The following is a 25,383-nucleotide window of genomic DNA, read 5'->3' on the forward strand; positions in this document are numbered from 1 at the left end:
TCAGTCCGATAATTTCTTACAGACTTCCTCTTTTGGAAGCTTCTTGGGACCTGGTTGAATCCACCATGTTTCACCGTTACTAAGCGTAACTTCACCACCCCACATCTCTTCGGTTTCAAACTCTATTTTGGTGATCGTCTCTTCCATATCTTTTTTTGCGATATAAAAGCAGATCTCGTTATTCTCTTCTCGTAGCATTACTTTAGCCATTACACAATCCTTATGTTAAAATTTTTTTGAGCCATTTGGTCAATCCGCCCTCTTCATAGTGCACTTTAAAAAACCCTTTTTGGAGCTCTTTAATGAGCACATGACGATTTCCCTCTTTACATGTAAAGGCAAAATCTTCCCTAAAATGCGCACCTCTACTCTCTGAGCGCTGCATTGCAGAGAGGATGATCGCTTCAGAGAGTTCCAGCGCATTGCGCAGTTCTAAAATCGAAATCAGCTCAACGTTATTGTGCTTACTTTTATCAATGCAGTGAAGCGTATTGGACTCCAAGCGAAGGTATTTCATATAGTCAAATGCTTCTTGCAAAGAGCTTTCATTGCGAAAAATGCCTGCTTTATCAAACATGATTTTTCCCACTGAAATACGCATCGCGTTGAAGTTTTTGGAGCAATCTCCATCAAAAATGCGTTGCACCAGATCCATATTTTTAATAACCACATTGTAGTCAATCGGTAAAAACTCTTTATTGAACGCATACTCTTTGGCTTTTTTACCAGCCAATTCACCAAAAACAGCCCCTTCTAAGAGTGAATTTCCCCCCAATCGATTCGCGCCATGCACGCCAAGCGCAGCACTTTCACCGCAGATAAACAGACCTTTGACTTCACTGGAAGTCATCGAAGAGGCGATACCTCCCATGCTGTAGTGTGCAACAGGTTTGATCTCTAAAAGCTCTTCGGAGAGGTCGATGCCGACTTGATTGTACGCATTTTTATACAAAGAGGGAACGCGTGTTTCCAAAATCTCTTTGGCGATATGACGCATATCAAGGTAGACTTTTTTACCGCTTCGCATCTGCTCAAAAATGGCGCGTGCAAGGACATCGCGCGTGCCTAGTTCGTTGACAAAACGCTCTCCATCGGCATTGACAAGGTATCCACCCTCCCCACGTGCCGCTTCAGAGACCAAATAACTGGTCTTCGCAAATCCTGTGGGATGAAACTGCACAAACTCCATATCTTTAAGACTCATGCCAGCTCTGAGAGCCACGCTTATCAGATCTCCCGTGCAGTCTTGTGCATTGGTGCTAAACCCTCGGTAAATGCCAGCATACCCACCACCGGCAAACACAACCGCTTTCGCGGGATAAACAATGACCGTTGAGTCCAATTTTTTAAGGGCAACCACACCGCTGATGTACGCTTCTATCTTGGTAATGTCCATCACAAAGTGGTTGACTAAAAAATCAACACCGACCAGTTTTGCTTTTTTAATCAGTGCTTGCGTGATGGAAGAACCCGTACTATCGCCTACAAAACAGGTACGTTTGGAGCTTCCTCCTCCAAAACTGCGTTGTAAAATCTTCCCGTTATCATCGCGATCAAAGGCAACGCCGTACTCGACTAATTTTTTCATAATCAAAGGCGCTTGATGGCACAGGTAGCTGATCGCTTTTTTATCGCCCAAATCCTTGGAGCTTTTCATCGTGTCATCGATGTGTTTTTGAATCTCGACCTCATCCTTTTCATCTAAAACGGCGTTAATACCACCACTCGCAACCGCGCTATTGGATTTAAAGATATTGCTTTTGGTAATGATCGCAACACTATTGGTTTCGCTCTTGGCTTCAATCGCTGCCATCAGACCTGCGATGCCTGAGCCTATGATGAGGACGTCGTATGTCATATTATCGCTCCACTGTGTAAAGAAGGTTGTATTTGGCACTGTTGGTCGCAGGAACCGTAGCAATACTCAGATTGCTACTGACATGCTCACTTTTACTGGAACTAAACAAGGAGGTGACAATGCCTCTGGTCGAGCGTACAAATTGAAGGGCGAGTTGAATATCGCTTTGAAGCTCCATGTTTGAATCAAGCAAGTAACCGACTTCGGGTTTAAACGGTTTTTGAAACAGGTGCATTTGTAACAACGATGAGCTACTCATGACACCAAGCCCCAGTTTGTGCGCCACTTGCAGTGGTGTGTAGTAATTGCCATCGCGCATTTTTTGATTGGGGATGCTGTACGCATGGGTTTTAGCGATGTTAAACGGAAACTGAATGTACTTAAAGTGATGGTTAGCGCCACCTACTTTACAGGCAACATCATAGACATCTTCGAGGCGAATGTACTCGCTATTACCCTCTTCATACGTAAACGCATTCCACACCGCAATGCCATACGATTTGATCTTTCCCTCATTGACACGCTCTTCAAAACTGGCAAAAATTGCTTCCAGTTGTTTCAAAAAATGGGTATACCCTATTTTGGTCAGTTGCGTCTCGGGATTGTGTAAAAAATAGATGTCTAAACACGTTACATGTAAATTAGCCAAAGAACGATCCAGCGAGTCTTTGAGAAAAGCAGGCGTCATACAGTGCTGATCTAACTCAATGTCTTCGGTTGAAGCTAACCCTTTTTGAATAATATGCTCACTGATCCACTCGTAAGGATTTTCAGGAAACGGAAAATCAAGCGGAACAAAGCCCCCTTTGGAGCAGATAATGAGCTCTTCACGTTTGACTTCATCCTTTGCAAAGAGTTCTTCAAGCACTTCGCCGATTTCGCGTTCGCTTTGTTGATAGCGGTAGTTGATGGCGGTGTCGATGACATTGATACCACTTTTAATAGCCGTTTTAAGTGCCTCTTTATAATCAAAGGTATAATTTTCTTCTTTATACGGCTCTTTTTTAAAGGTTCCAAACCCAAGCTTTGAGAAGATCAGTCCATCATGTCTGGCATAAAAATCTTTATAGTTCGCAAAACGTTTAGCAAAGCTATACGTCGCTTCTGCTGTTGCATATGTTAAACGCATTCTTTCCCTCTCTTTAAAAATGAACTTTAGTATAACCCCTTCTTTCATATACAAGAAACGTTCCGTATAGCGCTTGCAACGCTGGGAAAGCATTTTGAATGTGGTGCTACAAAACTACATAATTTACGTAAAAAATTGCAAAAGATTACAGCATCATTACATATTATTTTGAATAATATTCATAGATTTTTTTGTGATAAAATATCAAGTATCGCCTATTTGAAGGCTATCGTATCAAAAAAATAATAAAAAATTGTGCTCGTAAAGCACATCAATTTACCCATTGAAACTAAAAAATCTTAATCCAAAACTAAAGGAATATATGATAGCTTTTACGCATCTAAGGGATTTTCGTGTTCTGTGCGATTTCTCCATGGTAAAGTTCTCTACGTTAGCGTTGCACATTTTATACGGAGGTAAGTTATGTCAGGAAGCAATACCAGCGCATCTTCAAAGATTGCTTGGTTATTTGTAGCCATTTTAGGTGCTTTTGCATTTGGTTACATTGCGTTGAACAGAGGTGAATCGATTAATGCTATGTGGGTATTAACCGCGTCTGTATGTGTCTATTTGATTGGATACCGCTTTTACAGCCTTTACATTGCAGATAAGGTTCTAAAGGTGGATGCCACACGTATGACACCCGCGTTTCGTCATAATGATGGACTGGATTATGTCCCAACCAACAAAGTCATTCTCTTTGGTCACCACTTTGCTGCCATTGCAGGAGCAGGTCCGCTTGTTGGTCCTGTTTTAGCCGCGCAAATGGGTTATTTGCCAAGTATGCTTTGGATCTTAATCGGTGTTGTGATCGCCGGTGCGGTGCAAGATTATATGGTACTCTTTGTCTCTACCAGACGCGATGGTAGATCATTGGGTGATCTTGTTAAGACAGAGATGGGCACTATCCCTGGTGTCATTGCGCTCATTGCGTGCTTTATGATCATGATCATTATCCTAGCGGTTCTTGCGATGGTCGTTGTTAAAGCTTTAACACACAGCCCTTGGGGAACTTTTACGGTTGCCTTTACCATTCCACTGGCTTTCATTATGGGTATTTACCTCCGATTTATTCGTCCTGGTCGTATTCTTGAAGCTTCTGTCTTTGGTATTGCTGGTCTTATCTTTGGCATTATCCTTGGAGGTCAAGTTGCGGTAAGTCCAACATGGGCACCTTACTTTGATCTTGATGGTGTTGCGCTCACATGGGCATTGGTCATCTACGGTTTCGTAGCGTCTGTCCTTCCTGTATGGTTGCTTTTAGCCCCGCGTGATTACCTCTCCACGTTCTTAAAAATTGGTGCTATTGTAGGCTTAGCGATTGGTATTATTGTAATGATGCCTATGATGCAAATGCCTGCCGTTACCAAATACGCTTTTGGCAGTCATGGACCAGTATGGGCAGGAACACTCTTCCCATTCTTGTTTATTACGATTGCGTGCGGCGCCGTTTCTGGTTTCCACGCTCTTATCTCTTCAGGTACCACACCTAAGATGCTTGCCAATGAAACTCAAGCACGTATGATTGGGTATGGCGGTATGTTGATGGAATCGTTCGTTGCGATGATGGCACTGATTTCAGCCTCTATCATTGATCCGGGTGTTTATTTTGCGATGAACTCTCCTATGGGTGCACTCAACCCAACAGGTTTAGCTGACATCGCTGCCGCTGCTTCTGCAACGGTGAGTAGCTGGGGCTTTGTTATTACCCCTGATATTTTGACGCAAATTGCAGCCGATGTCGGTGAAAAAAGCATTATTTCTCGTGCAGGTGGTGCTCCTACCCTTGCGGTGGGTATGGCACACATCATCCACAGTGCGCTTGGCGGTCTTGGCTCAATGTCGTTTTGGTACCACTTTGCGATTTTATTTGAAGCGCTCTTTATCTTGACAGCCGTTGATGCGGGTACACGTGCCGCTCGCTTTATGTTGCAAGATTTACTCGGTCTCATCAATCCAAATCTTAAACGTACCAACTCGTTGTTTGCCAATCTACTGGCTACCGCACTCGTTGTTGCGTCATGGGGTTACTTCCTCTATGTCGGCGTTGTCGATCCATTGGGTGGCATTAACACCTTGTGGCCACTCTTTGGTATTACCAACCAAATGCTAGCGGCGATTGCTTTGATGCTCTGCACCGTGGTTCTTTTCAAAATGAAACAACAAATGTATGCGTGGGTTTCCATTGTTCCTGCAACATGGCTTGTCATTTGTACGATGAGTGCTGGTTGGTTGAAAGCATTTGACTCTGATCCAGCGGTTAGCTTTTTTGCGAAAGCAAACCAACTGAAAGATTTACTAGCAAGTGGTAACTTTAAACCAGGTGCGGTCTTTAAATCACAAGAAGCGGTTGAGCGCGTTATTTTCAACAACCAACTCGATGGTTTCTTAATTGTTGGATTTATGATTGTTGTCGTTGTGATGATCGGCTTTACGGTTCAAGCATGCCTTAAAGCACTCAAATCTGATAAACCAACAACTGTTGAAGTGCCGTATGCTCCAATGCCTGCCAATGCAGAAGATATTGTACGAGGTATCGCACATTAAAAGATAAGTCTCAAGAGGTGGCAACACCTCTTGGCTCTTAAAGGAAAACGTAATGTTTGACAAGATTGTAAAAGCAGGCAAGTATTTGGGAAAGGTTGCTAGTCAAATAGCCGGTGTGCCTGATTATGATCTGTATGTACAGCACATGAAATTAACCCACCCCGATGAAAAACCCATGAGTTATGAAGAATTTTACAAAGACCGTGTTGAAGCCCGATATGGAGGCAAAAACGGTATGACAAGTTGTTGTTAACACCTCTGAGGCTAAAGTTTTAGCACACATGTATCGATGGTGACACAAAATTTTAAAGGCACATCAATGGATCAAAATCCTCCACTTCCTGTCACAATTTTAACAGGATTTTTAGGAGCGGGTAAAACCACGCTCATCAACTATCTTTTAGAACACAATCACGGTGAGCGCATAGCCATTATTGAAAATGAATTTGGTGCAGTGAATGTCGATGGAGCACTCTTGAAAAGCACCGAAGATGTCGAAATCGTCGAACTCAGTAACGGCTGCGTCTGTTGCAGCATCAGGGGCGAATTAACCAAAGCGCTTCATGATTTACTGGCAAAAATGGATTCTGGTGCATTCAAAGCAGACCGTCTTTTGTTGGAAACCACAGGGTTGGCTGATCCTGCACCGATTGTTCAAGCGTTTTTTAGTGATGAGATTATTTGCGAACGTATCATGCTCGATGCGGTGATTACGCTTGTTGATGCCATTCACATCATCAAACAGCTCGATGAGCACAGAGTTGCCGCTTCTCAAATTGGTTTTGCAGACAGAATTATTCTCACAAAAACCGACAGTGTCGATGAGGCACAAAAAGAACATGTGCTTTCACGCATCCATGCCATCAACTCGAAAGCAGAAATTTTTGAGGCGTTTAGAGGCGAACTACCCAAAGAAGTCTGGATCGGTATAGGCGCATTTGAGCTTAGTGATTCTTTACATGTAAACCAAGGTTTCTACCAAGCTAAAGATGTTCAAACCATCCAGTTTAAAAGCTTCAGTGCTCAAAAGCCTACACACTCATGGAACGATGACATCACCTCTTACGTCTTTGAAGCAGGTGAGCTTGACATCAAAAAAATTGGTACTTTTATGGAAAACCTTGTCGAAGTGTATGGCAATGACATGCTGCGTTACAAAGGTGTTCTCGCCGTCAATAGCGATGAACGTCGTTTAATTGTGCAAGGTGTTCATAAAGTGGTTGGGTTTGATTTTGGCTCACCCTTTGAGAACGAACGTAAATCCTTATTGGTGGTGATTAGTCGACCACTGCCTTACGAAGAGCTCAAAGTTCAATTTCTCCAAACCGTAGCGTAAGGGAAGCAATCGCTTCTCTGCTTTCAAATGAGCTATAATATCCGCTTTAAAACCCAAAGGTCACTGTATGCGTTGCAAGCAAATGAGTTCTTTTATTGTCATGGACATCGTCAAAGAGGCTGAAAAATTTTCGGATAGCATCCATTTTGAGATCGGACAGCCCGATCTTCCACCCTCCCCTAATGTCAAAAAAGCGTTACATGTAAGCATTGATGAAAACCGCTTTTCTTATACGCAAAGTCACGGTTTAATTGCTTTGCGTGAAAAAATTGCACAGCATTACGCAACAACCTACAACGTCAAAACAGAAATCGACCAAATCTTTTTAACACCGGGAACCAGCGGTGCTTTTTTGATCGCCTATGCGCTGACTCTAAAAAATGGAGCGACCTTGGGACTAAGTGATCCATCCTACCCCTGTTACAAAAACTTCGCACATCTTCTTGACATCCAACCGCTGGTTATGCCCATCGGTAAAGAGGATGATTTTGAATTACATGTAAAAGATTTGACACCGCACCAGCTTGACGCACTTCAAATCTCTTCGCCTGCCAATCCCACGGGAAATATCTACCAAAAAGAGAATCTTAAAGAACTTGTTGAGTACTGTGAGGCGCATCAAATCGCCTTTATCTCCGATGAGCTGTATCATGGTTTAACCTATGAAGAAAACGCCCACAGTGCGCTCGAATTTGGCAAAAATGTCTTGGTGATTAATGGTTTTTCCAAATACTACTGCATGCCTGGTCAGCGTTTGGGTTGGGTCATTGTCCCTAAAGAAAAAATACGCCATGCCGAAATCATCGCGCAAAATCTTTTTATCTCAGCACCCACGCTCAGCCAATACGGAGCGCTTAAAGCGTTTGATGAAGCCTATCTTTTAGAAATAAAAGCCGAATTCAAAGCTAGGCGTGATTTTTTATACACCGAACTCTCACAACTTTTCGAGATCGACGTGAAACCTGAAGGGGCGTTTTACATCTGGGCGAATATCTCAAAATACTCAGATGACAGCTTTGCTTTTGCCACAGAGCTTTTAGAAAACATCCATGTCGCAACGACCCCTGGCATCGACTTTGGAAGTAATGGAACACACCGATACCTTCGCTTTGCTTACACCAGAAGCATTGAGCATATGAGCGAGGGCATAACACGACTCAGGGATTATTTGTCCAAAAGAAGATAAAATCCAAAAAACAGACACAAGGAAACACCATGACCATCTCTAAAAATTCTGTCGTCACCCTCGAATACACCATCACCGATACCGCTAAAAACGTTCTTGATTCAGGCGCTGATTCGCTCATTTACCTTCACGGTGGCTATAACGACATCTTTGAGAAAATCGAAAAAGCGCTAGAGGGTAAAACCGTAGGCGATAGCATCACGGTACAACTGACCCCCAAAGAGTCCTTTGGCGAATACGATGACTCACTCGTAACCATCGAAGAGCGTGGCGAGTTTGATGATAATATCTATGTCGGAGAGCAATTTGTGGAAATGATTGAAGATGAAGACGATGCAATAGAAGATCAAAAAATATCGTACACCATCAAAGAGATCACCAAAGACAACGTCACATTAGATGGCAATCACCCACTTGCAGGCATTGATGTCATCTTTACCGCCACGGTTTTAGCCGTTCGTAAAGCCACTGCCAAAGAGATCAAAGAAGAGCACGCGAGATAAAAATTGTTACATGTAAGGAGGAAAACCTCCTTACATGTAAACTTATTTGAACTTATCGACCATGAGTTCCGCAGGGTGAATCGCTTTAACTTTAGAGCCTGATTTATCCAAACCTCCCCTTAATTGAATCAAACAGCCTGGACACTCAGCCGAGACAAATTCTGCACCCGTTGCTTCGATGTTTTCGAGCTTTCGTTTGAGCATTTGCATCGAAATCTCTGGTTGTTTAAGGGTATACGAACCGCCCATGCCACAACACGTATCGCACTCATTCATCTCTTTAATCTCATAACCTGCCGCACTGAGCGCAGCGCGAGGCTCCTTAAAGACACCCACATGGCGTTTAGCGTGACACGAGTCATGGTACGTCAAAGTATGAAGCTCGATGCCCTCTTTTGGGGTCAATCGTTTTTCTTTAATGAGCTTATCGACCAACTCCGTGAACATATAGGTTCTCGATGCGACTTTGTTCGCCGCTGGAATCAATGTCTCTCTGTGTTGCTCTTTGAGTATTTTCGCCCACTCTTTTTTCAACGCAGTCGTACAACTCGCACAACTGACCACGATATACTTAGGATCGCCCTCTAGCAGTGGCAAGATGTTACGCTCTGCGGCGTCTGCTGCCATATCAAACGAGCCACTTCCCCAGTGAGGAATACCACAGCAGGATTGCTCTTCTGGGAAAAGCACTTCAATGCCCGCTTTATTTAAAATCTTCACAATCGCCACACCTGCGTCTGGATAGACAAAATCAAGCGCACACCCTGCGTAAAAGGCTGCTTTTTCATCGCATTTAGGTTGTTTAAGCGTTTTGAAAATATCTCTAAAAGGAGACGGTGCGACGGATGGTAAACTTCGGTACTCGGACAAACCTGAGAGGAACATCGGAAGATGGCGGATAAAACCCTCTTTGACAAACGGTTTTTGAAGCACAGAAGCAGTGCGAAGCATCGTGTGGAAAACCTTACGGTTATTGATGACTTGAAGCGCACTTTTATAAATAAATGGCAAACCCTCTTTGGTTGCAGCACGACGACGAATCTCTAAGATGAGCCCTGGGATGTCAATTTTCGCGGCACAAATATCTTTACATTTATCACATCCGATGCAGAGTGCTTGTATATCTTCAGCCGATTTAAGTTCATTAAACCATGCCGTCAAAATCGTCCCGATACCTCCCGTATAGATGTCACCAAAAACATGTCCTGTAACAAGACGATATACAGGACACACATTAAGACACGCCGCACAGCGAATGCACTGAAGCGCTTCTTTAAATTTCGGATCTTCTGCCATCTTTAGGCGGTTGTTGTCCATTAAAACGATATGCACCTCTTTCATCGTTCCATCATCATTAAGCGTGGGTGCTGAGATAAACGAAGCGTAACTGGTGAGCAACTGACTGGTTGCATTGCGTGGCAGAGCGGCTAAAATAGGTGCGGCATCTGTGTAGTTGGGTACGAGTTTTTCAAGACCGACTAAGGCGACATGAACTTTTGGAAGCGTTGTGACAAGGCGCGCATTGCCTTCATTCGTACAGATGACGATGGAACCCGTTTCTGCAATGGCGATGTTAGCGCCTGAAATGCCCATATCGGCTTCAAAAAACTTCTCACGAATCGCTTTTCGTGCCACTTTAACCAGCTTTTGGATGTCATTATCCAAAGGTTGTTTGGTCTCTTCCGCAAACAGGTCTGAAATCTCTTCCTTCGTTAAGTGAAGGGCTGGCATAACCATGTGGGAAGGTGTTTGGTGTGCAAGTTGGCAGATCCATTCACCCAAATCGGTTTCGTCGGATTGGATGCCAAATTCATCAAGGAAATGGTTGAGATGAATCTCTTCGGTTGCCATGGATTTTGATTTGACGATTTTTTTGACACCTTTTTCTTTACACAAATTGGCGATGTATTGTCGTGCAGCTTCTGCGCTATTGGCACGAAACACTTTGATGCCATTGGCTTCTGCATTTTTCTTAAACGTTTCGGCTAACTCATCAAGACGACCTGCCGCTTCACCTTTAATGTCTGCGATTTTGCTTCTCAACGCTTCAAAATCAACCCCTTCAAACGCTTTGGCTCTCGTTGCTGGGTAATTCCACCTGTCTAAAATACCTGCAAGGTTTTGATTTTCAAGGGCTTTATGGATAGATGCTGACATACCTTCTTTCATGACGCTGCTCCTTCTAATTCTAAATCATCGACACACACAATCACCAGTCGTTCTGGCCCATGCACCCCAATGGCAAGCACACGTTCAATATCTGCTGTTTTACTCGCCCCCGTGATAAGCGTGATGTATTTGTCATTTTTGGGGTGCATTTTGGTCATGAGTGCTGGAATATCCGCAATAATTTTTGACGTCGGAAGAATTGCCACATGAATCCACGCCAGTGCGGAAGCCAAGCGTTGTTCCACATCGGTCGAGTCTTGCGCCATACTGCCCGTCTCTGCCAGCCCCCATTTTAACTGGGTAATCCCCACTTTGGCACCTTTTGCCAATTCACGTGTCACGTGAAAATAAAGACCCGGAAATTTCTCAGCCATCGCCTGGTTGTCAAATTGCTTCAAGATGGGACTATTCGCCCAAACAGCGTAAGAGCCTGACGCATCTTTGACCTCCTCTGTTTCGAGGAACGCTTCGATAAATACCAGTGCCTCATTCGTCGTCGCAAAACGCTTTACTTCGGTATTTCCCGATGTTTCAGCCCTCGCTTTAAAATTTTCAAACATACGTATGTCTCCTTTTTATGTGAGCTAATTTTCTTTACATGTAACGATAAAACTTAATAAAGTATAAATTATTATACTTAATATAAAGATACAACTATTCTAGCTTGGACGAATGACGAATGTATGAGATTTAGGAGATTTTACAAAGGAGAGAATATGAGGTTTACTTTCTGATACACACTAACAAGAGGGAAACCTAAGAACGATTAAACCGATTTAATTCATTCCTAGGTTTGGTCTATTTTGAGCAATAAGTTTTATCATCGTACGCAATGCTTCATTGACAGATTTTGCATCGGAAAATACACTTGATACATCATCGTCTAGTTTGATGACATTCACGCCTTTATGATATGCTTCCGCGTATTTTCCACGCACTCCCTTACTAAAATCATATTCAGGTAGCATCTCAGTTTTTGTTTTCATTTTTGTTCCTCATAAGCTTTTTGCTCATTCTTAGTTGCTTTTCGTGCAGAAATAATACGAATCACATCGCTTTTTTCAATATGCACAACAACTAACGTATTGGCTTCAATAGATCGTCCTATTAAAATAAATCTATTTTCATTTTTTGAATGCGCTGGGTCTTCAATAACAAGAGATAAAAAATCCCCAAATGCCGTACTCGCTTCTTCAAAAGAAATTCCATGTTTTTTGATGTTTGACAATGCTTTTTGATTGTCCCACTCAAATTTCATCGGTTTCCTTTGATTTGTATTGTTAAATTATATCACAAATCATGCCATTGATTTTGACACAATGCAGTATATTCGCATCATGTCTATATAAAATTTAAATTACCATTAATTTCTTTACATGTAAAGGTTTTATAAACTTTTAGCTAGCATTACCACATATTTTTTCAAGAACAAATATAAAGGAACGCACCAGTGAATGTTTTAGAAATTCCGTTTGTTCAAAAAGTTGGACTCGCTCGTACGCAGGATGGACATCTTGTATTGCCTGTAGATAAAAGCAATGAAAACCACATCCAAACCGTTCATGCAAGTGCTCAATTTACACTAGCCGAGACTCTTAGCGGTGAGGCATTGCAAAAGATGTTTCCTCATCTTGATGGAAATGTAGTACCCATTTTAAGAGAATCAGAAATCAAGTTTAAAAAACCAGCGACAGGTGTGATTTATGGTTTGACACATATCGATGATACCATGAGAGAAAAATTTGAAGAACAATTGGCAAAAAAAGGTCGAGCTTCCATCAGCGTTGAAGTAGAAATATAAGATGGTAATGCACTCACCACCTGCTTAGGACGATTTGAGTGGTTTGTGCAAAAAATACAATAGCACCTTAACACCTTCAACCAGATGGCATGATACTAACTATCAAGTCATCTAAATTGGAGAATTGTTCAATATCACCAAATGATTTGTGTTATAAAGTCTTAATATATAACACCCCCGCAACTGCTAGTTAACCAATAAGGTTTTTTCAAAAATATTTACGAACTCTTCAACTCAATTTTCCCACTTGCATATTGATGTGCGATGGAGCTTAAAAGCGTTTGGTAGGGCATCCCTTGCGCCAAGGCTTTTGCTTTTAGCGCTTCTATATCGCTCTCTAAAAGTCGAATGCTGATCGCTTTTTTCTTGGTTGTTTGCTTCAGGGCAATGGCTTTGTACCGCGCTATCTCGTCTTTGACATTCTCAACACTTGAAGTAGCTCCTGATTCGATGTATTCTACGATTTTAGTCTCTTCTTTGGTTAATTTATCCATTTGATTTCTCCTGTGTATAGTGCTTTTGGTATTTTCGAGAAGGAATGATATTTTTTAAAAATATTTTCTCATCATCTTCTACAAACGGTACATAATAGACGTAAGCGCGAATTTTGACGATAAAAAGTTTTTGATGCGCATAGCGTTCTTGATTGTGATGAGGCACAATATCTAAGAGTCTATCTTCGCTCATCGCCACTAAAACATCTTCAAAGCAGACATTTCGCGTCTTTTTCAGTGCGCTATTTTTTGCTTCATCCCATTCAAATTTCAAGTAAATCCTTTAAAATCTGTATATACAAAGCATATCTATTTCTATTTAAAATTACTCTTAAATCTTCTCTCACTCTTTACATGTAAATCCATTTCAAACCTTAACTCCGCTATAATCTCACCATGAACATCCACACCTTCAGGGCTTTTCGGAGTCTTAATTACCGACTTTTTTTTGCAGGTCAATCCGTTTCACTTATGGGCACGTGGATGCAGCGGACGGCTGTTTACTGGGTTATTTACGTGCAGACGAACTCTGCTTTTATCTTGGGGCTGAGTGTGTTTGCTTCTCAGTTTCCTTCCTTTTTATTTTCACTTTTGGGTGGCGCTATCGCTGATCGGTACAATCGTTTTAAGGTGCTTCTTTTCACGCAGATTGCTTCGATGATTCAAGCGATTGTGATGGCATTGATCGTTTTTTTGACCGATTATTCGGTTGTGGAGTTGATTGTGCTGAGTGTCATACTGGGCATCATAAACGCATTTGATGTGCCTGCGCGTCAGTCTTTGATGCACATTATGGTGAGCCAAAAAGAGGATGTGGGCAATGCCATCGCACTCAATTCGTCCATGGTCAATCTCGCCCGTCTCATCGGTCCTGCCTTTGCAGGTCTGATCCTTGAAAGCTTTGGTGCTGGCATCTGTTTTATGCTCAATGCGCTCAGCTTCATCGCCGTGATCGCCTCACTGCTTCTGTTAAAATTGCCGACCTATATTCCCCAAGCGCACACGCAAAAGGTTCTGAGCGATCTTAAAGATGGTCTGCGCTACCTCCAATCAACCCCAAGGTTGGGCGTTTTGGTTTTACTGCTCGCGTTGATGAGCCTGCTTGTACTTCCCTACACAACGCTGTTTCCGATTATTGCCAAAGAGACGTTGACGGGGGATGCGATGATTTATGGGTATTTGAACAGTTTTGTGGGGGTGGGCGCACTCAGTGGAGCGCTTTTACTTGCTTCGCTTAAAACCAGTAGTAACCTTAGAAAATTACTAATTTTTGCCACCGTGCTTCTGGGTCTTGGGTTGGTCTTTTTTGCACTTTCCCACACTTTGGCGTTTGCCTTTTTCTTTTGCACCATCGCAGGATTTGGCATGATGCTTCAAACGACCATCATCAACACGCTGCTTCAAACCACCTCTTCAAGCGAAATGCGAGGGCGCGTCATCAGCTATTTTGCGATGGCTTTTTTTGGTACACAACCCATTGGAGCGCTCTTAATTGGTACGATTTCGCACTATTGTGGAGCGGCGGAGACCTTGCTGTTTGAGGGATGTATTGCCCTTTTTATCATTGCACTTTTTTCGCGCTATTTGTGGAGAAGCGCACAAAGTGTTAAGCCATCATAACTAAGCTATAATGTTTCCATGAGACCACTTTGCAAAGGCATATATATGAAAAATATCAATGAAGAGAAACGAATCGTTGTCTTAATAGATGCCGACAATGCGCAACAAAGCAAACTAGAACTCATTTTAGCTGAACTTTCAACACACGGGCATATCATCGTCAAGCGCGCTTACGGCGACTGGTCGAGCAGTTATCTCAAAAATTGGAAAGAGAGCTTGAATGAGTTGGCGGTTCAGCCGATTCAGCAGTTTGCGTACACGACGGGGAAAAATTCGACCGATGCTTCGATGATTATTGATGCGATGGATCTACTTTATACACAAAAATTTGACGCGTTTGCACTGGTTTCCAGTGACAGCGACTTTACCAAACTGGCTTCGCGCCTGAAAGAATCGGAGATATATGTTTTTGGATTTGGCGAGCATAAAACGCCGATTTCCTTTCGTAATGCCTGCGATGACTTCATCTTCACCGAAAATCTGAGCGTTAACACCGAAACACTCGAAGGCACGCCTGAGCAAAAACCTTCCAAAGTCTCCAATGATGATGCACTCAAAGAGCTTGCTAAGATTTTACATGTAGGCTGGGAAAAGACCCAAGATGATGAGGGTTGGGCAAGCGTTTCGGCGGCTGGTGCGTACATCAAACGCCAGTCTCCTGACTTTGACCCACGCACCTACGGCTCCAGCAAGATCACCTCACTGCTTGCGAAACTTGGCGAACACTTTGAGATGAAACGCTACCCAGGCAAAGGAACCACGACCATCGTGGACTACCGTCCTGTGGCAAAAAAAGTCGCCGCCCCTAAAAGACGACGCTAGTTTTTAAGCTCCAGCCCAAGCGTTGGAGCGATCTCTCTCATCGCAGCGATCACATCGGTGATCAGCTCATCCAAACTCACGCCTAACATCTCCGCCCCTTTTGAAATGACTTCCCTGCTCGCCCCTGCGGCGAATGCTTTGTCTTTGAACTTCTTTTTCGCCGATGAGAGCTCCAAATCCATGACCGAACGGCTTGGTCGAACCAATGCACACGCGGTGATAAGCCCTGTGAGTTCATCCACAGCATAGAGAGTTTTCTCCATCAAACTAAGAGGCTCGACATCGGAGCAAATGCCCCAACCATGCGAAACAATCGCGCGTATAATCTCCTCACTGTAGCCCTTTTCACGCATAATTTCTGCGGTTTTAACACAATGTTGATCGGGGAATTTTTCATAATCCAAATCGTGTAATAGTCCTACGATGCCCCATTTTTCTTCATCTTCGCCTGCTTTTCGTGCAAAGTAACGCATCGTTCCCTCAACAGCTAATCCATGTGTGGTGAGTGCCGCGCCATTGTAGGTTTTTAACAAGGCAAACGCCTCTTCTCGTATTGGCATTTTTATCCTTTACATGTAAATGAGCCATTTTACCGTTTTACATGTAAAGATCTCACTAAAGCCTCTTTTTGCACCGTCATACTGAGAATATTGTGTTAGAATACCAACTTTAAAACAATCTTTATTGATTGAATTAATATTAATAAAAATCTATAAACTAAAGAGACTCTTTATGGTAGATAATATTAACGTTTATCGCATCAACGCAGGTTCCTGTAATGGCTGTGATGTCGAGCTTTTGGCAAGCATCCTTGTTCCCAAATTTGGTTTTGACACGCTTCATTGCACCTACACCAACACTCCTGAAGAGGCAAATATTGTCATCGTTACAGGTTCCATCACCACACGTTTCAAACCTTTTTTAGAGGCTACGCTCAAACGTTTGCCCGATGAAAAAGTGGTCGTAGCCATGGGAATTTGCCCGATCACGGGTGGCGTATTTCGCGATAGCTACTCCATCGAAGACCCACTGGATCGCTTTGTCCATGTCGATGTCAACATCGCTGGCTGTCCGCCCTCGCCTCAAACTATTGTCGATGGACTGATTAAAGCCTGTGCACTTTGGAAAGAGAAGGTGAGTGAGTGCATGAATGCCTACAAAGGAAAAATCACGTTTGATAAAGAGCAGTGTGTTCTGTGCCAAACCTGTGCATTTGTCTGCCCTGCTGGAGCGATAAACATCTCGTGTGTTGAGCCGCAAAAGAACTATGACTTCATCATCTGGCACAACACCTGTACCGTGTGTGGTAACTGTACCTACTTCTGCCCAACGGGTGCGATTACGTTAAGCAACACACTGGCCGAAGCGACACCGCAAAGTGAAAAATACACCTCCATCACCGCCAATATGGTCGAATATACGCAGTGTCCCAACTGTCATGAACCGATGATAAACGTTCCTTTAACGATGTTTAAACGTGGGTTTAAAAACGTGAGTCAACCCATTACCTCTCTCTTTAAACTCTGCCCCAAATGCAGGCGTGAGCATACTTTCAAACAAAGAGTCCTCTAAATGAAATCTTTACATGTAAAACTCAATGACACTCTGAGTACTTTAAAATTGTGCTGCCATTTTGACGCTCGGGGTGATAGCCTTTGGTGCGAAATAGACGATAAAAATTTGCTTTTACAGCTTGCCGAAATCCTTCAAACGATGAATGCTCGGGTCTGTATGATCACCGCGCATCAAAAAGAAGATGCACATGAACTGGTCTATCACTTCGACCTTGATGGCATGATGCTCAATGTCAAACTGCACATCACCGACAAAAGCGTTCCCTCCATCACGCCACTGTTTAAAAGTGCGGACTGGACGGAGAGAGAACTTTCCGAAATCTATGGCATAGCTATCCTCAATCACCCCAACCCCAAACGCCTTTTTCTCGATGAAGCGATTAAAGAGGCTGTTTTAAGCGAGTACTATTCACTCTCTTCCGCCATGAGTGGCAAAGTGAGCCAAGCACTTTGGAGCAGAGTTAAAGCAGCAGAAGGAAGCAACCGTGGATAACACCAAAGTCATTTTAGGACCGTTTGATGTGGCACTTGAAGAGCCCGTCTATTTCAAAATCGAACCCAACAGTGATGGCAAAACGATCAAAACGGTTGATATGATCAACGGTTTTGTTCACCGTGGCATCGAGGCTATCGTACTTCAACGAAACTTTTTGCAAAATCTCATCATCACCGAAAAAGTCTGTGCGCTCTGTTCCAACAACCACCCGTTTACCTACTGCATGGCGGTGGAAAAAATCGCAGGACTCAGCCTTCCTGAACGTGCCCTTTACCTTCGTGTTGTTGCCGATGAGATCAAGCGCATTGCAAGCCATCTTTTCAACCTTGGCATGCTCAGCCATCTTATTCACAACAAAACGTTGATGACACAGTTTTTGGAGGCGCGTGAGGATTTTCAAGACCTCAAAGAGTCCATTTGGGGCAATCGCATGGACTTAAGTGCCAACACCATTGGTGGCGTGAAGTTTGATCTGGACGCCAAACTGATCGCTTCCATCCAAACGACACTGGATAAAAACAAACGCAAAATCGAAGCGTTTATCGCTCTGTTTGAAACCGATGCAACGCTTATTACACGCCTTCGCGGTGTGAGAGTTTTAGGCTACGAAGATGCACTCAGACTGGGCGTTGTAGGCCCTGTGGCACGTGCAAGCGGTGTCAATAACGATGTGCGAAAACGCTCCCCGTATGCCGCGTATGACCAACTTTCGTTTGATGTCGTGCTTCAACAAGATGGCGATGTGCTCTCCCGCGCCAAAGTGAGACTGTATGAAATCCTAGAGTCCATGAAACTGCTTCACCAAGCACTGGATACCCTGCCAAAAGGCGATGTCGTGCTTCCAACACGCACACTCATTCCAGAAGGCGAAGCCGTCTCTCGTACCGAAGCGCCTCGTGGAGAGCTCGTTTATTACCTCAAAACCAATGGAACGCAAAAGCCTGAGCGGATGAAGTGGCGCGTGCCAACGTACATGAACTGGGAAGCGCTCAAAGTGATGATGCCCAACAATAGCATTGACGATGTTGCTCTGATCTTTAACAGCATCGATCCTTGTATCTCCTGTACCGAGCGTTAAGATGAGACATCGATTTATTTTAGCCGATAGCACCAAATGTGTGGGGTGTTTGAGTTGCGAGTTAGCCTGTGCTGCTAGTTACCAAGGGATTGCCTTTGAGGAAGCCTACACCACGAAGTTACCGCTTATTTCACGCAATCGTGTGGTAAAGATGGAGAGCAAAACCGCTCCCCTTCAGTGCATGCACTGCGAAGATGCACCGTGTGCGATTATTTGTCCGCATGGTGTCATTGAGCGGATGGATGGGTTTATCAAACTGCATGAGGAAGCGTGTGTCGGGTGTGGATGCTGTTCACTCGTCTGTCCGTATGGCGCGATTAGCATGATTCAAAAAGAAGACCGCAGGGTCGCTGTGAAATGCAACCTCTGCTTTAGCCATCCGCAAGGGCCTTCGTGCGTGCGCGTCTGCACCACCGATGCGATTCGTCTGGTTGATTACGATACGTTTGAAACGCTGATGGCAGACAAAGGCTAAGGGCGATGCACGAGTATTCCATCGTCGCTTCACTCATTGATGTGTGTGAAAAAGAGGCAAAAAAGCACCATGCCAAGGCGATTAAACGTCTTGAAATTCGTGTGGGAAGACTCAGCGGCATTGAGATTCATTTTTTGAAACAGTGTTTTGACACCTTTAAAGAAGGGACCATCTGCCACGATGCCACGCTTGTTGTTGAGCTGTGCGACGTGGTGCTTCTGTGCGCTTCGTGTCATGAGCAAAGTGTCGTGAGTGAGAACCATTTTATCTGCCCCAAATGTCACAGCGAGGACGTCTCGATGATAGGCGGGCAAGAGTTACATGTAAAGAGTATAGAGATCATAGAGGAATAACATGAGAGACTATAAAACAATCGCAAAAGCCTATCCAAAAAAACGCCCAGCAGTTGAGCGCGTTGAGGATTATTACCCGATTTATCATAATTTTGAAGAGAGCGAAGCCAAGGCACAGGCGAGTCGTTGTCTGCAGTGCCCCATCGATCTTTTGCGTGGACTTGAAAGTGAGTTTAAATTCTGTCGCACAGGCTGTCCACTCAATAACAACATTCCAAGATGGCTTAAAAAAACCTATGAAAATGACTACTTAGGGGCGTTTGAGCTCTCCAATGCACGTTCTCCTTTTCCTGAAATACTTGGTCGTGTTTGCCCCAAAAAAGGGCTCTGTGAAAGCTCGTGTACATTAGAGAAAACAGACTACCACGCGGTTTCCATCGGCAATGTGGAAGTCTTTCTCAATGAAAAAGCATACGAGCAAGGCGCCATTCCCGATTATGGACAAGCAGGGAGTCGAAAGTTCAAAGTTGCCGTTGTGGGCAGTGGTCCTGCAAGTTTGAGCTGTGCGACCTTTTTGCTTCGCTCCAACATCGAAGTCGAACTGTATGAGCGCGAAAACCGTGTAGGTGGGCTTTTGATGTACGGCATTCCCAACTTTAAACTGCCTAAAAGTGTCATCTTGCGACGTTTTGAGTGGATGAAAAAAGCAGGTATGAAAGTCCACCTTAACACCGAAGTGGGCAAAGATGTGAGCCTCAGTGAGCTTCAAGAGAAATTTGATGCCGTCTTTTTGGGACTGGGTGTGCCCAAAGGTCGCAGTGCAGACATGGAAAATGAAGATGCGAATGGTGTGCATCAAGTCATGACCCTGCTTACCCAAACACAAAAAAACCTTTTCGATCATGCCCTTCAAAAATCGATCTTACGCAACAAACACGTCGTCGTCATCGGTGGTGGCGACTCCGCGATGGATGCCCTTCGTACCGCCATTCGTCATCATGCTAAAAGTGTAACCTGTGTCTACCGCAGGGGCGAAGAGAGCATGCCCGGAAGTCGCGCCGAGGTCATTAACGCCAAAGAAGAAGGGGTGCAATTTATCTTTAACGCCCTACCCAAAAAAGCGCTCGTGGATGAGGAGCATCGTGTTGTGGGGCTTGAAATCATGGAAACGCATCTCGATGAAAACAACAAATTGCAAACCAAACCGCACAGTCTTCAAACCTTGCCAGCCGATAGTATCATTCTAGCACTTGGGTTTGAAGCAAAACATTTTAGCTTTTACGATGAACTCAACCTCGCTGTCGGACGCGCAAACACCCTCATCGTCGATGAAAACAAAGAGACCTCCCATCCATTCATCTTTGCTGGTGGTGATGTGGTACGTGGAGCAAACTTGGTTGTCAATGCCGCGTTAGATGGCAGAACGGCTGCTGTGGCGATCGCTCGAAAATTGGGTGTTGTTGAGGATCAAATGCTTTACATGTAAGAACCATGAGGAGCTAAAATACGATCTCCTCAAGATTCATTTCATTTTGCGCCTTTTTTGGGTAAAGCACTCCTTTTAATGAGCTTTCTTTCGTCCGATTTTACTTTACGCTCAAGCTTTTGCAAGTCTTGAGAAGGTGGTAATTCTTCAGGTTTAATACCACTTTCTACCAGTAGTTTTCTTACATTGCTATTATTGGTGACATGTTCATGGGTAATGGAGTTTTCTCCGTAAAGATTGTTTTGTTTGACATTGTGATTGGTTATCTCTGTGGCGAGATTTTTTGCGGTGATGGTCACTGTGGGTAAAAAATCAGCCAAAACTCTGCTACTTGGAACACTTAATTTATCTTTCATCTCTTGCGTATTAAAACCGCCAAACAATGCACCATCACCCTTTGAGCGAATGCGCCCAAAGCCTTTGTCGTCAACATCACGCTCATAAATATTTTTAGAGAGTTCTGTTTCGCTATTTTTGAGTTTATTGCGTGCTTTGAGTCTATCTTCAAGCTCAATGCGTTGTTCTATCAGCTCTTGTTTTCGTGTCTGCAAAGCAAAATAGGTTTGTGCAAACGCTATTGGCTCTTTTGAACTATCGCCATTTTGAGCTATGAGGTAACACGCATACCGCGTTAAAACGATCTCTTTTATCTCTCGTTGTGCATTTGAGCCTATCTCGACCATTTTCCTGACATCAAGAAAATGGTCTGAAATCTCTATTTGAGAATTTTCACACGATATTTTTGCTTTTTCTATAACCTTAAAAAAATTTTCCCATTTATCATAACCCAATACACCTTGCAAATCTCGTGCATACCAAAACTCAACATTTTCATCAGCTGTAGTGTGAGCGATGGCGTTGAATTGAGACTGCAAATCCGCTATAAGTTCTTGTTTCATGTGGCTACCTTGGTATTTTTGAACATTGTAACAATTTTCTGTGAAATGATGTCAAAATATAGCAATTTGAAATATAAAAAAACCTTTGCAAAAAAAAGTTAAAAATTTAGCCTAAAACCTTTTTCTTCTGTTATCCTATTTTTTGCGTTATGGTACTTAGTGGCGTATTGATGCTCTATTTATTCTAGGAAAAATACTTTACATGTAAAGATATTTAACCCAAAATATTGCATAAAGAGGCACTAGGGAACTGTATGTGTGAAGCGAATCCTGATTTTAGGGAATTTGGCGAAAAATTGATTGCATGTTGGCAGGAAAGTCTCTAATATGGGTACTTCGGTAAGGAATGAAGCTATCTTCTCGTTCCTTTTGCAAAACACAGCACAATGGCTCAAATAAGAGTATAGTGAAAGCGGTAAGTAGCGTCCCATATTCTGTGCATTTTAATCTCTTTGTGTCACTTCACATGTATCTGCCAACCAACGATAGACCCAAAAGGAAATCCTATGAACGATAAAGAACTTTACCAACACAAAAAACAGACCCAACTCAATGAGTGGAAAACGGGGATGATTCAGTTTCGTACCCAAGCATTTGCGGCGCGTACGCATATGCAACTCGAATTAAACAAACACGTTAAATTGCTTGAAGGCAAACTGGAAGAGGGAAAAATAAAACTGGCGGAATTGGTCAAAATGACAGGACACAGTTTTGAATCTGCCAAGAAAAATTTTGAAATCATTTGGGATAGCATCATTGTGGCATTTGCCGATACTGCGACCAAATTTAAAGCGCTTACCTAACCCAAAGAGGAGAGAAAACCTCTCTTCTTGTTCTTTACATGTAAAGCTTCTTAGGAGAGCAATTTAGACTCAAGTAAGAGGAGCGGTTCTTTGACTATCATCGGGAAATCGATAATAATACACGCTCCACCTTCAATATTTTTACCGCTGATCGTTCCTCTAAAATGCTTTTCAATGATCGTCTTCGCCATATAAAGCCCCAGTCCCGTTCCTGTAATGCCTTTGCTAGAGACGTAAGGCTCGAACATCACCTTAATCATATCTGCAGCGATGCTTCCACCGTTGTCCGAAATCGTGAAACGGTAGATGGATTTAAGCGGTTTGTATTCACAAACGATGCTGATTTTTCCATTCTCTTTTTGTTGCTCAAAGATCGCATCTTTGGCGTTTGAGACGATGGAGAGCAACACTTGCACCAGCTCACTTCCATAGATAAAAAACTGTTTATCATCATTCAAAGTGATCTCTAACTCAATTTTATACATTTTAAGAATCGGATCGGCAAGGGAGCGCAGTTGCTCACAAATCTTTGAAGCGGTATGCCACTCTTTTTTCACCTCAGGTTTAAAAAAGTTTTTAAAATCTTCAATGGTATTGGAGAGGTAACTTACATTGCGATCCACGACGTCGATGTCGGTTATAAGCGCTTCATCTTTGGTTGGATTACTCATGGTAGAGAGGCGTATTTTGTTGATGACCATCCCGATGATCGAGAGAGGTTGGCGCCATTGATGAGCGATCATACTGAGCATCTCACCGATAATGGCAGAACGTGCTTGGATAATGATGAGCTCCTCCGAAGCCTGATAACGTTTGACCGCCTCTTCGACTTTGGTGTTGAGCGTTGAATTCAGCGCTCCAAGCTCCAAGGCTGTTTGTCTGCCAATATGCAAAAGTGCATCAAACGTCTCAGAGTAGCGATGATGACGTGAAATCTTCTTGTGAGGAAGGTTTTTTTTCTGCTGCATATTGGCTTTGGAAACTGCAGATGCTTCTTTAAGTCCCAAGACGGTCATGGTTTCATTGAGCAGAAAATTGCATTTGTGATCGGAATCGTGAAAAAACTCTCCATAGGTAAAAAATCCCGTCGTGGGTGCTATGGACGCGAGTCCTTCAAAGTCGTTATGTGCATCTTCCCCTAAAAAGTTTTTGCGTGTCATACACGAAAAGATCATCACTTTTTCAGGTCCAAATTCGGCTAAATCGGAGATAATTTCTCTCGCGTCCGATAAAATGGCATCGATGTCGCCAAAGCCAAACTGAATGATTTCGCCTTCATTGATATTGCCCGCAAAAACGACCGAACCATCATTGTTGAGGCGAATAGGTGCCCGCCCGATCAGATGCCCCTCTTTGTAAAAAACAAATGGAAATTCGATGCCGCCAAGAGGAAGTTTTTGCGCTAACGCGGAGCCTAAATACTTTCGGTAAAGCTCCAATACCGAGATGTCATCGACCGTGTAGATACAGTTTTTATCGGCGCGCGTGACCTTAAACTTGGGTCCCATGGGTGCCCAGTTAAAGCTTTTGGTGTGATAGACTTCAAGCGTGTCGCTGATGAGATAGCCCACCACGATGGATTTGGAATGAATCTGTGTGTCGCAAAAGATGAAACTCTCTTCATGCCGTCCGTTATCTCCCGCAAGTCCTCCTGCGACGACTAAAGAAGGGGCAATGGAGTTCACACCATCCATCAAATAATCACCATTGGTGACAATGCCATCCGCGACGATAATCGCCACTTTCGCCCCTAATTTCACCCCTTCATTGGCGATCATCTGCCCTGATCTGAAAGAGTCTTGATCGCACGGGAAAAGCTCAATCTGCAAGTTTGTGCTCTCAAACGTCGTGAGGGAGAGGACAAAGGAGTGCACCATCACCTCGGTTTCAAAGATCTCCCCATCGGTGGTGGAACCCATGATGGACGCTTGGGGCAGAAGCGTTTTGATGCTAGAAAGTATCTCTTGGTTGATCGCTTGATCGTCGATGCCAGAGTAGCACATCACAAAAATATTGGGGGCAAGATTGAGCTCTTTAAGGGCGATAAACAGGGCAAAATCTTCGTGTGAGACAAAACGATAGGTGTATATTTTCATACTGTAAGCTCCTCAAGAGCGATAGAATATCCAATCGTGCTGTGCGTGATAATAGCGTCACTGCCGATCTTCTTTCTGAGTTTGTTGATTAATGTCTTCACGGAACTATCCGCAGCGGATTCAAATTCCCACAAATAGCTCTCAATGACACTTTTGCTTAAAATCGTATGCTGGTTTTTAAGAAGCAGACTGAGCAGTGCAAGCTCTTTTTGAGTCACATCGATCAGCTTACGACTCGCCGTTTCATACGCCACCTGATCGCACAAATCAAACGAAATACCACCTTTGATCGTGTACGTTTTTGAAGAACGTTTTTCAATGTGCTCGATGGTACGCTGCAATGTTTCAAAAAGCTTTTCAAGCGAGACAGGCTTGACAAGATAGGCATCAAGCTCCAAAGGAATCGCCGCATGCAAATAATCTTTTTCAAAGCACGCCGTTAAAAAAATAGCTGCGATAGCAGAGCGCTCACTTCGAATTTTTTTAATAAAATCAATGCCATTGGTCTTTGGCATATACAAATCGGTGATAATAATATCTATCGTCTGCTCTTCTATAATTTTATATGCCTCGTTGACAGAAGCTACAGAGTAGACCTTTAAAAAGTAACGTTCAAGAATGGAAGAGAGATACGCTAAAAACTCCTCTTCGTCATCGACGCATAAAACCGTGTAACGATTGCAGCAGGACATAACACCGAGATCTAACATTGTGCATC

The 25,383-nt window shown here is 43.4% G+C and carries 28 protein-coding genes; 15 read left to right on the forward strand and 13 right to left on the reverse strand.

Annotation, left to right across the window (positions count from 1 at the left end; translation table 11 throughout):
- Genes nifT through JU57_RS01275 form a run of 3 tightly spaced genes read right to left on the reverse strand, consistent with a single transcriptional unit; the run spans position 1 to position 2,987 of the window.
- Positions 1-210 (reverse strand): putative nitrogen fixation protein NifT, encoded by a 210-nt coding sequence (gene nifT / locus JU57_RS01265; RefSeq protein WP_025344469.1) that lies wholly within the window; start codon positions 208-210, stop codon positions 1-3.
- A gap of 10 nt (positions 211-220) precedes the next feature.
- A complete protein-coding gene (locus JU57_RS01270) occupies positions 221-1,858 on the reverse strand; it encodes an FAD-dependent oxidoreductase (protein WP_037955871.1) in 1,638 nt (545 codons plus the stop codon).
- 1 nt (position 1,859) lies between these two features.
- Entirely contained in the window at positions 1,860-2,987 is a 1,128-nt protein-coding gene (locus JU57_RS01275; RefSeq protein WP_037955874.1) for an aldo/keto reductase, read from the reverse strand.
- A 423-nt stretch (positions 2,988-3,410) separates the two neighbouring features.
- On the opposite strand from JU57_RS01275, the gene cstA reads away from it, so the two are divergent.
- From cstA to JU57_RS01300, 5 genes are all read left to right on the forward strand, one after another.
- A complete protein-coding gene (gene cstA / locus JU57_RS01280) occupies positions 3,411-5,534 on the forward strand; it encodes a pyruvate/proton symporter CstA (protein WP_037955875.1) in 2,124 nt (707 codons plus the stop codon).
- Between the two features lie 52 nt (positions 5,535-5,586).
- The gene (locus tag JU57_RS01285; protein ID WP_037955877.1) at positions 5,587-5,787 is read left to right on the forward strand and encodes a CstA-like transporter-associated (seleno)protein; all 201 of its coding nucleotides are present in this window, start codon (positions 5,587-5,589) and stop codon (positions 5,785-5,787) included.
- Positions 5,788-5,853: 66 nt separating this feature from the next.
- A complete protein-coding gene (locus JU57_RS01290) occupies positions 5,854-6,870 on the forward strand; it encodes a GTP-binding protein (RefSeq protein ID WP_037955879.1) in 1,017 nt (338 codons plus the stop codon).
- A gap of 67 nt (positions 6,871-6,937) precedes the next feature.
- Positions 6,938-8,056 (forward strand): aminotransferase class I/II-fold pyridoxal phosphate-dependent enzyme, encoded by a 1,119-nt coding sequence (locus tag JU57_RS01295; protein WP_037955881.1) that lies wholly within the window; start codon positions 6,938-6,940, stop codon positions 8,054-8,056.
- A gap of 29 nt (positions 8,057-8,085) precedes the next feature.
- Entirely contained in the window at positions 8,086-8,559 is a 474-nt protein-coding gene (locus JU57_RS01300) for an FKBP-type peptidyl-prolyl cis-trans isomerase (RefSeq protein WP_037955884.1), read from the forward strand.
- A gap of 42 nt (positions 8,560-8,601) precedes the next feature.
- Here the strand turns inward: JU57_RS01300 and ldhH are convergent, their stop codons facing one another.
- The 4 genes from ldhH to JU57_RS01320 form a co-directional block, all read right to left on the reverse strand.
- A complete protein-coding gene (gene ldhH / locus JU57_RS01305; protein ID WP_037955887.1) occupies positions 8,602-10,728 on the reverse strand; it encodes an L-lactate dehydrogenase (quinone) large subunit LdhH in 2,127 nt (708 codons plus the stop codon).
- A complete protein-coding gene (locus JU57_RS01310; protein WP_037955890.1) occupies positions 10,725-11,288 on the reverse strand; it encodes a lactate utilization protein in 564 nt (187 codons plus the stop codon). Before JU57_RS01310 ends, ldhH begins: the two co-directional genes overlap by 4 nt.
- 216 nt (positions 11,289-11,504) lie before the next feature.
- Positions 11,505-11,714, reverse strand: a complete 210-nt coding sequence (locus JU57_RS01315; protein ID WP_037955893.1) for a hypothetical protein — start codon at positions 11,712-11,714, stop codon at positions 11,505-11,507.
- The gene (locus JU57_RS01320; protein WP_037955895.1) at positions 11,711-11,986 is read right to left on the reverse strand and encodes a BrnT family toxin; all 276 of its coding nucleotides are present in this window, start codon (positions 11,984-11,986) and stop codon (positions 11,711-11,713) included. The genes JU57_RS01315 and JU57_RS01320 overlap by 4 nt, the downstream gene beginning before the upstream one ends.
- 192 nt (positions 11,987-12,178) lie before the next feature.
- Between JU57_RS01320 and JU57_RS01325 the strand changes: the two genes are divergently transcribed.
- Positions 12,179-12,529 carry a YiiD C-terminal domain-containing protein gene (locus tag JU57_RS01325; RefSeq protein ID WP_037956058.1) on the forward strand — a complete coding sequence of 117 codons (351 nt, stop codon included), beginning with the start codon at positions 12,179-12,181 and terminating at the stop codon, positions 12,527-12,529.
- Between the two features lie 218 nt (positions 12,530-12,747).
- Here JU57_RS01325 and JU57_RS01330 read toward each other — a convergent pair whose 3' ends face one another.
- Positions 12,748-13,023, reverse strand: coding sequence for a hypothetical protein (locus JU57_RS01330; RefSeq protein ID WP_037955898.1), 276 nt, complete (start codon positions 13,021-13,023; stop codon positions 12,748-12,750).
- Entirely contained in the window at positions 13,016-13,297 is a 282-nt protein-coding gene (locus JU57_RS01335; protein ID WP_037955901.1) for a BrnT family toxin, read from the reverse strand. The genes JU57_RS01330 and JU57_RS01335 overlap by 8 nt, the downstream gene beginning before the upstream one ends.
- 122 nt (positions 13,298-13,419) lie before the next feature.
- On the opposite strand from JU57_RS01335, the gene JU57_RS01340 reads away from it, so the two are divergent.
- The gene (locus JU57_RS01340; protein ID WP_037955904.1) at positions 13,420-14,643 is read left to right on the forward strand and encodes an MFS transporter; all 1,224 of its coding nucleotides are present in this window, start codon (positions 13,420-13,422) and stop codon (positions 14,641-14,643) included.
- Between the two features lie 45 nt (positions 14,644-14,688).
- Positions 14,689-15,465, forward strand: a complete 777-nt coding sequence (locus tag JU57_RS01345; RefSeq protein WP_037955906.1) for an NYN domain-containing protein — start codon at positions 14,689-14,691, stop codon at positions 15,463-15,465.
- Here JU57_RS01345 and JU57_RS01350 read toward each other — a convergent pair.
- Positions 15,462-16,025: an HD domain-containing protein gene (locus tag JU57_RS01350; RefSeq protein ID WP_037955908.1), complete on the reverse strand. Its 564-nt coding sequence runs from the start codon at positions 16,023-16,025 to the stop codon at positions 15,462-15,464. The genes JU57_RS01345 and JU57_RS01350 overlap by 4 nt on opposite strands.
- 172 nt (positions 16,026-16,197) lie before the next feature.
- Between JU57_RS01350 and JU57_RS13925 the strand changes: the two genes are divergently transcribed.
- Genes JU57_RS13925 through JU57_RS01380 form a run of 6 tightly spaced genes read left to right on the forward strand, consistent with a single transcriptional unit; the run spans position 16,198 to position 20,867 of the window.
- Positions 16,198-17,037, forward strand: coding sequence for a 4Fe-4S binding protein (locus JU57_RS13925; RefSeq protein ID WP_294875095.1), 840 nt, complete (start codon positions 16,198-16,200; stop codon positions 17,035-17,037).
- A complete protein-coding gene (locus JU57_RS01360) occupies positions 17,038-17,532 on the forward strand; it encodes an NADH-quinone oxidoreductase subunit C (RefSeq protein WP_037955910.1) in 495 nt (164 codons plus the stop codon). It begins immediately after the preceding gene.
- On the forward strand, positions 17,525-18,613 hold the full coding sequence (locus tag JU57_RS01365; RefSeq protein WP_037955913.1) for a nickel-dependent hydrogenase large subunit: 1,089 nt from the start codon (positions 17,525-17,527) through the stop codon (positions 18,611-18,613). Before JU57_RS01360 ends, JU57_RS01365 begins: the two co-directional genes overlap by 8 nt.
- Before the next feature lies 1 nt (position 18,614).
- Entirely contained in the window at positions 18,615-19,088 is a 474-nt protein-coding gene (locus JU57_RS01370) for a 4Fe-4S dicluster domain-containing protein (protein WP_037955915.1), read from the forward strand.
- Between the two features lie 5 nt (positions 19,089-19,093).
- Entirely contained in the window at positions 19,094-19,441 is a 348-nt protein-coding gene (gene hypA / locus JU57_RS01375) for a hydrogenase maturation nickel metallochaperone HypA (RefSeq protein WP_037955918.1), read from the forward strand.
- Between the two features lies 1 nt (position 19,442).
- Positions 19,443-20,867: a glutamate synthase subunit beta gene (locus JU57_RS01380; protein WP_037955920.1), complete on the forward strand. Its 1,425-nt coding sequence runs from the start codon at positions 19,443-19,445 to the stop codon at positions 20,865-20,867.
- Positions 20,868-20,908: 41 nt separating this feature from the next.
- Here the strand turns inward: JU57_RS01380 and dinD are convergent, their stop codons facing one another.
- Positions 20,909-21,766, reverse strand: a complete 858-nt coding sequence (dinD, locus tag JU57_RS01385) for a DNA damage-inducible protein D (protein WP_037955923.1) — start codon at positions 21,764-21,766, stop codon at positions 20,909-20,911.
- A 506-nt stretch (positions 21,767-22,272) separates the two neighbouring features.
- On the opposite strand from dinD, the gene JU57_RS01390 reads away from it, so the two are divergent.
- Positions 22,273-22,569 (forward strand): hypothetical protein, encoded by a 297-nt coding sequence (locus tag JU57_RS01390; RefSeq protein WP_037955925.1) that lies wholly within the window; start codon positions 22,273-22,275, stop codon positions 22,567-22,569.
- Between the two features lie 50 nt (positions 22,570-22,619).
- Here the strand turns inward: JU57_RS01390 and JU57_RS01395 are convergent, their stop codons facing one another.
- Together JU57_RS01395 and JU57_RS13595 are read right to left on the reverse strand one after the other, a co-directional pair.
- Positions 22,620-24,665, reverse strand: coding sequence for an FIST N-terminal domain-containing protein (locus tag JU57_RS01395; protein ID WP_037955927.1), 2,046 nt, complete (start codon positions 24,663-24,665; stop codon positions 22,620-22,622).
- Positions 24,662-25,375, reverse strand: a complete 714-nt coding sequence (locus tag JU57_RS13595) for a response regulator (protein ID WP_051906453.1) — start codon at positions 25,373-25,375, stop codon at positions 24,662-24,664. The genes JU57_RS01395 and JU57_RS13595 overlap by 4 nt, the downstream gene beginning before the upstream one ends.
- Positions 25,376-25,383 lie beyond the last annotated feature (8 nt).

It is taken from the genome of Sulfurospirillum sp. SCADC (genome assembly GCF_000743525.1).
GTDB lineage: Bacteria > Campylobacterota > Campylobacteria > Campylobacterales > Sulfurospirillaceae > Sulfurospirillum.